The organism is Spongiactinospora gelatinilytica (assembly GCF_003236385.1).
In the GTDB taxonomy this organism is placed as follows: Bacteria; Actinomycetota; Actinomycetes; order Streptosporangiales; family Streptosporangiaceae; genus Spongiactinospora; species Spongiactinospora gelatinilytica.
In genome coordinates this window covers 1-6,278 of the sequence record NZ_POUA01000421.1, presented here as the reverse complement: position 1 = coordinate 6,278, position 6,278 = coordinate 1, and the positions used below count along the sequence as shown (strand labels likewise).

The window sequence follows — 6,278 nt, the reverse complement described above, 5'->3', positions numbered from 1 at the left end:
CCCCCGGCCTGGCCCAGCTCGGCGGCGTGTGGCTGCCGCTCCCCCACCTCCTCTCGCTGCCGCTGGTGTGGATCGACGCGTGGTACCACTCCGGCCTGGCCGCGACGCTGATCTCCATGGCCGCCTACGTCCTGGCCACCCGCTACGTCTACAAGACCGCCCGGGACCTCGCCGACTGCCGGAAGGCGGGCGTCACGGCGGGCGCGGTGTTCGCGCTCTGCCCCGCCGTCCTCTACCTGCAGAGCACGCCCATGACCGAATCGCTGCTGCTCTGCTGCGTGGCGGCCACCGTCCACCACCTCACCCGTTGGCGGGCCACCCGCTCCTACCGATCCCTGGCCGCGACCGCGCTGGCCGCACTGGCCGCGACGCTCACCCGCTACGAGACGTGGGCGCTGGGCCTGGTCGTGGTGGCGGTCGTGGCCTGGACGGCATGGCGGGGGTCACGCTCGATAAGGCAACCGCGCGGCGTCGAAGCGAACGTGATCTTCTACGCCACCCCCGCCTTCGCCGGCATCGCCCTGTGGCTCATCTGGAACGCGGTCATCTTCAATGACCCGCTGTTCTTCTACTCGGGCGAGTTCGCCAAGCCGTCCCTGTGGGTCGCGCAGGGCGAGGCCGCCACGAACGACTGGTGGACCGCGCTGCTCACCTACGCCTACGCCGTACTCGGCAACCTGGGCCCGCTGACCCTGCTGCTCGCCGTCCCCGGACTGGCCGCGCACGTGCTGCGCCGCCGCGACCCCGCGCCCCTGCTGGTGCTGGCCCTGGTGCCGGTGTTCGTGTGGGCGCTGCGTACCGGGCAGCGTCCGCTGCACGTCGAGGAGATCACCGGCGACCTCTACAACGTGCGGTTCGGGCTGATCATGATCCTGCCGGTGGCGCTGCTGGTCGGCGGGCTCGCGGCCGGTACGACCTGGACCCGCGCGAGCCGGTGGGCGCGCGGCTGGGCGGTGCCCGGCGTCGTGGTCGCCGGCTGCGCGGCGGTCGCGGCGGCCACGGTCGCGCACGGCGTGGACGTCCGGCGCGAGGCGGAGGCGTTCCAGGCCGGCCGTACGGCACGCGGCGTGCTGGGCGCCGCCTCCTGGCTCCGGGCGAACTACGACGGCGGCACCGTGCTCATGCACTCCTTCGGAAACGAGACCGTGATGTTCCACTCACATCTGCCCACCCGATCGATCGTCTATGAGGGCAGCTTCCGGCGGTGGGCCGCCGCGCTGGCCGACCCGCGCGGCGCGGGGATCCGGTGGATCCACATGCGCCGCAGTCCGGGGAACACCGACCGGGTGTGGCGGGTGCTGCACGGTACGACGGCGTTGCGCGACTACACGCGGGCGTACATCGACACCGACCGGGTCGTCTACCGGGCCAAGGCGGGATCGTGAACGAGGGCGACGGCAGCGCGCGGGTCACGCTCAGCCGGGGGCAGCGGGTCGCGCTCGGCGTGCTGGCGGGCGGGCTCGTCCTGGCCGTACTGCTGAACGCCGGCATGGCGGTGGTGACCGCGGCCGTGGTGGCGGCGTCGGTGCTGTACGTCGCGGGGATCGGCGTCAAGCTGTTCCTGATCTTCGGGTCCGGCGAGGCCCGCGTCCTCCACGTCGCCGAGCTGCCCCCCGACGAGGCGCTGCCCCGGTACACGGTGCTGGTCCCGCTGCACCGGGAGGGCCGGGTGCTGCCCGCCCTGCTCGGCCACCTGGCGGCGCTGAACTACCCGGCCGACCGGCTCCAGATCCTGCTGCTCGTCGAGGAGGACGACGAGGAGATGGCCGCCGCGCTGCCCGGCGTACTGCCGCCGGCGTGCACGGTCGTGCCGATCCCGGCGGGCGGGCCGCGGACCAAGCCCAAGGCGTGCAACGTGGGGCTGGGCATGGCGACCGGCGAGTTCTGCGTGATCTACGACGCGGAGGACCGGCCCGATCCCGACCAGTTGCGCAAGGCGGTGGCGGTGTTCCGCGGCTCGCCCCGGTGGATGGTCTGCGTGCAGGCCGAACTCCAGTACTGGAACCCGTGGACGAACTGGCTGACCAGGTGCTTCGCCGCCGAGTACGCGGTGAACTTCAGCCTGTTCCTGCGCGGCCTGGACCGGTACCGGTTGCCGATCCCGCTCGGCGGGACCTCCAACCACTTCCGGGTGGACGCCCTGCGGGATCTGGGCGGCTGGGACCCGTACAACGTCACCGAGGACGCCGACCTCGGGATTCGCATCGCGCGGCGCGGCTGGAGCGTGCGGATCATGGACTCGGTGACCGAGGAGGAGGCCAACAGCCGCCTCGGCAACTGGCTGCGCCAGCGCAGCCGCTGGATCAAGGGCTACCTGCAGACCTGGCTGGTGCACATGCGCTCGCCGGGCGCGCTCCGGCGCGAACTGGGCTGGCGGGGGTTCTGGAGCTTCCAGTTCACCGTGGGCTTCGCCGCCCTGGCCCCGCTGCTCAACCCGGTCTTCTGGGTGCTGACCGCGATCTACCTGGCCGCCGGTCCGCGCCCGATCGAGGCGCTGTTCTGCGCGCCCGCCCTCTACGCGGGCACGATCGCGATGATCGCCGGGAATCTGCTGCTGGTGCTCGCGCACATGGCCGGGTGCATGGAACGCGGGCTGTACGGGGCGGTCCGCACGATGCTGGTGGTCCCGCTGTACTGGGTGCTGATGAGCGCGGCGGCCTTCCGCGCGCTGGTCCAGCTCATGCGGCGCAGCCGCAGGCATCACTGGGAGCTGACCGAGCACGGGCTGGTGCCCGCCCCGGAGCCGGCCGGCGGGTCCGCCCGCTGAGGGGCGGACCCGCGCCGGCCGGCGGCCGTCAGTTCGCGGGCACGCCGACCACGCGGAACCGCTGGTGGGCGTCACCGTGGCAGTCGTAGTGCTGGACGACCGCGTACTCGTCCCGCGAGCCGCCGTAGACGTCCATGCACTGGCCGTTGAAGCGGGAGCGGAGCATGACAGGGTCGCCGCCGCGCATGGCGCGGTAATCGGAGAACTCCCAGACGGCCCGCCGGTCGGCCACGCCGTCCTCGCCGCAGGCGAGCTGCAACAGGCGGCCGTGCGGACGCCCGGGTACGGCGACGCACTTGCCGGTCCGCCGGTTGACCAGGCCCCAGCCGGAGGCCAGCCGGACGATCCGCCACTGCCGGGTGGCGTCCTCGCCGAAGCTCGCCTGGAGCACGCCGCGGCGGTCGGTGTCCCCCCTGGTCTCGGCCATCAGCACATGACCGCTGTGGACGGCCACCAGGGAGTGGTAGCCGCCCTCGGGTTTACCGGACGCCGCCGCAGGCAGGGCCGCTGCCGCCGCGAACAGGACGCCCAGGACGGCGGCCGTGCCGCGCGCCACCACGGAAAGGTGATTTTCCCCCATTAATCGCGTTCCTTCCAGAAATACCGGCCTTTGGGGGAATACGATGGATATTCATCCCCACAGCCCATGGAAACCACTGAAAGTAAACGATTACAGCCGCCGCACAACTCGGCTCCCAACCGAGGGTATTCCCGGCCCAAAATCACGCGTCGCCGAAGATAATCCCGATAGGACCCCGCCTTGTCAGGATCAATCCCACTAACTCGGAAATCGGGCCGAGAATGCGAAGCCTGACCGCCGGATCAGACGGTGTGTAGTCGGGGATGGAGCGGGACGTTGGGCTTGGGCGGGACGAGAGGAGGCGGTGGGTCGTCGTCCTCGATCACGCCCGTGACATAGCCGGTCAGCAGTCCGGCCTCGGCGAGCAGGCCGCCGACGTGGGAATTGGCGATGCGGTAGTAGACCCGGGTGCCATCGCGGCGGGAACTGACCAGCCCCGCCGCGCGTAGTCTGGCCAGATGCTGGGAGACCGCGGCGACGTGCGCGCCCAATTTCTCGGCGAGTTGCCCGACGCGGTATTCCTGCGACGAGACCGCGTGCAGGATCTGGAAACGGATTGGATCGGCGATCGCCTTCAACACTTCCACGACCGAGTCAACGGACACGACCGGGGATTCGGAAGGAACTTGCGCAACCATGCAAATATTCTACCTCGCGACCGGCCCCTTTCCGCCGCCCGCGCTCGCGGTATCGTCATCACCGTCGTCCCCGGGCAGGCCGCCGATCAGCTTGAACACGACTTTCCCGTCCAACGGACCTGCCCGTTCGCGCCACCGGCGGAGTACGAGAAGCTCAGGGACGAGGCGCCGGTCGTACGGGGGAAGCTGCCCGGGGGCGAGGTGTGGCTGGTCACCCGGTGGGCCGAGGCCCGTCAAGTGCTCGGCGGCGCGACGATCAGCACCGCGCCGACCACGCCCGGCAGCCCCGTACCCCTCATGTCCGCCGAGCCGCCGACCCCCGAGATCCTCGACGAGCAGGCCAGGCAGAGCCACGGCCTGTTCATCGACATGGACCCGCCGCAGCACACCCGTTACCGCAGGCTGCTCATCCCGGAGTTCAGCTATCGGCGCATCAAGGAGATGCGGCCCGGCGTCCAGGCGACCGTGGACCGCCTGATCGACGACATGCTCGCCCAGGGCACCGAGGCCGACCTGGTGGAGGCGTTCGGGCTGCCGCTGCCCTCGCTGGTGATCTGCCAACTGCTCGGCGTCCCGTACTCCGAGCGGGAGTTCTTCCAAAGCCGGACCCGCAGGATGGTCACCTCACCCGACGAGGCGGACCGGATCGCCGCGATCGGGGAGCTGCGGGAGTTCCTGAGCGGCCTGGTCGCCGAGGCGGAGCAGGCCCCGGGCGACGATCTGCTCGGCCGGCTCGTCCCCGCGCGGGCCGTGCCGCACGAGGACATGGTGGGCATGATGTTCCTGCTGCTGGTCGCGGGGCACGAGACCACCGCCAACATGATCCCGCTCAGCGTGCTGACCCTGCTGCGCCACCCGGACCAGCTCCGCCGGCTCCTCGACGACCCGGGCCTGTGGCAGGGCGCGGTGGAAGAACTGCTCCGTTTCCACTCGATCGTGGACTGGGCAGGCTTCGACCGCACCGCCACCCAGGACATCGAGATCGGCGGCCGGAGGTTCGGCGCGGGCGACGGCTTCCTGGTGCTCGGCGCGTCCGCCAACCGCGACGAGCGGGTCTTCCCCGACCCCGACCGGTTCGACATCCAGCGCGAGGCGCGTCCGCACGTCGCCTTCGGGTACGGCGTCCACCAGTGCCTGGGCCAGAACCTCGCCCGCGCCGAGATGGAGATCGCGCTGCGCACCCTCTTCGAGCGCATCCCTACCCTGCGCGTGGACACCCCGGACGAGGAACTGTCGTTCAAGTACGAGGCGACCATCTTCGGCATGAACGCGCTGCCCGTCTCCTGGTGAGGACGCGGGCGACGTGAGGACGCGGGCGACGCGTTCCCGCCCCGCGTCCTCGGGGCACCCGCTACGCGGCCTCGTGCCGACGCTGGCACTTGATGCAGAACCGGGCCAGCGGCCGGATCTTGAGCCGCTCGAACGGGATGCCGGTTTCGCAGTGCGCGCAGCGGCCGTAGGAGCCGGCCGACAGCCGGTCCAGGGCCTGGGTCAGCTCGGCGATGGCCCGGTCGGCGGCGGCGAGCGAGGCGAGCAGTTCCTGCCAGGTGCCATCGCTCCCGCTGCCCACCCCGGCCTCGGCCTGCAGGCCGCTCAGGTGGTGGGTGCGGCGGTTCAGTTGCTCCTCAAGGTCCTGACGCAGTGACTGGAGCTGGACGCTGCTCAGGTGGGACGAGTGGCTGGTCTCGGTCATGACGACGATCGACTCCTTGCGCGGCGTGCGGGCACGCCGAAGAGAAAGGGAAGCCAGGCGCTCACAGGCCCGGCGTACGCGAACACGCCACAGGGCACCGTGACCTTCAGTGGCGTACGTTGCGTTCGGTGGTGACGTCAGCCGAGTGGGGGGCTGCGCGAACCGGCGGCGCGGTGGGTGAGCTGCTGCGGATCCCGGAACGTGTCGTCGAGCGCGCCCGGCACGGTCAGCGGCATCGCGTACGCGGCATCGCCGAGCCGGTCGCCGCGCGGCGGGGGCGGCCACAGCGACTGCACATGGTGCTCGCGGACGTTCGCCGGCTGTGGCGGCAGGCCGATCAGCCCGTCGTCCAGCGGGCTCCAGCTCCATGCCTTCGCCGCCCCAGACGCTGACGCTGAGGACGAGGCGGGGCCTGCGGCGGTGCCGGGGAACGCGGTGGCCACCAGCAGGGACAACAGAACCAGGCCCAGCACGCCGCACAGCGCGCCGGACCCCCGTGACATCGGCCCTGACCCCCTCATAAGGCCGACCATAGCCCAGCCGGTAGGAAAAGGCCCGTTCGTTTTCCGGGCCCCGGCGGTGGCGGGGTTGGTGCGGGAG

Annotated in this window: 7 protein-coding genes; 3 read left to right on the top strand and 4 right to left on the bottom strand. The window is 71.2% G+C overall.

The window, feature by feature from the left end:
- Both C1I98_RS33585 and C1I98_RS33580 read left to right on the top strand, forming a co-directional pair.
- Window positions 1-1,385 (top strand): glycosyltransferase family 39 protein (locus C1I98_RS33585; protein WP_199537414.1); only part of this gene is annotated, 1,385 nt, incomplete at its 5' end.
- The gene (locus tag C1I98_RS33580; protein ID WP_199537413.1) at window positions 1,382-2,767 is read left to right on the top strand and encodes a glycosyltransferase family 2 protein; all 1,386 of its coding nucleotides are present in this window, start codon (window positions 1,382-1,384) and stop codon (window positions 2,765-2,767) included. The genes C1I98_RS33585 and C1I98_RS33580, both read left to right, overlap by 4 nt.
- A 28-nt stretch (window positions 2,768-2,795) precedes the next feature.
- On the opposite strand, the gene C1I98_RS33575 is transcribed toward C1I98_RS33580, so the two are convergent.
- On the bottom strand, window positions 2,796-3,347 hold the full coding sequence (locus C1I98_RS33575) for an RICIN domain-containing protein (RefSeq protein WP_111171365.1): 552 nt from the start codon (window positions 3,345-3,347) through the stop codon (window positions 2,796-2,798).
- A gap of 242 nt (window positions 3,348-3,589) precedes the next feature.
- Window positions 3,590-3,934, bottom strand: a complete 345-nt coding sequence (locus C1I98_RS33570; RefSeq protein WP_199537412.1) for an ArsR/SmtB family transcription factor — start codon at window positions 3,932-3,934, stop codon at window positions 3,590-3,592.
- A gap of 39 nt (window positions 3,935-3,973) precedes the next feature.
- Between C1I98_RS33570 and C1I98_RS33565 the strand changes: the two genes are divergently transcribed.
- Complete coding sequence (locus C1I98_RS33565) at window positions 3,974-5,275, top strand: cytochrome P450 (protein WP_233508405.1); 1,302 nt, start codon at window positions 3,974-3,976, stop codon at window positions 5,273-5,275.
- Window positions 5,276-5,336: 61 nt separating this feature from the next.
- Here C1I98_RS33565 and C1I98_RS33560 read toward each other — a convergent pair whose 3' ends face one another.
- Window positions 5,337-5,678, bottom strand: coding sequence for a TraR/DksA family transcriptional regulator (locus C1I98_RS33560; RefSeq protein ID WP_111171364.1), 342 nt, complete (start codon window positions 5,676-5,678; stop codon window positions 5,337-5,339).
- A 137-nt stretch (window positions 5,679-5,815) separates the two neighbouring features.
- Window positions 5,816-6,181 carry a hypothetical protein gene (locus C1I98_RS33555; RefSeq protein ID WP_111171363.1) on the bottom strand — a complete coding sequence of 122 codons (366 nt, stop codon included), beginning with the start codon at window positions 6,179-6,181 and terminating at the stop codon, window positions 5,816-5,818.
- Window positions 6,182-6,278: the final 97 nt, after the last annotated feature.

Coding starts and splice junctions, on each gene's coding strand:
- C1I98_RS33575 (WP_111171365.1), bottom strand. CDS start 3,347: ATGGGGGAAAATCACCTTTCCGTGGTGGCGCGCGGCACGGCCGCCGTC.
- C1I98_RS33560 (WP_111171364.1), bottom strand. CDS start 5,678: ATGACCGAGACCAGCCACTCGTCCCACCTGAGCAGCGTCCAGCTCCAG.
- C1I98_RS33555 (WP_111171363.1), bottom strand. CDS start 6,181: ATGTCACGGGGGTCCGGCGCGCTGTGCGGCGTGCTGGGCCTGGTTCTG.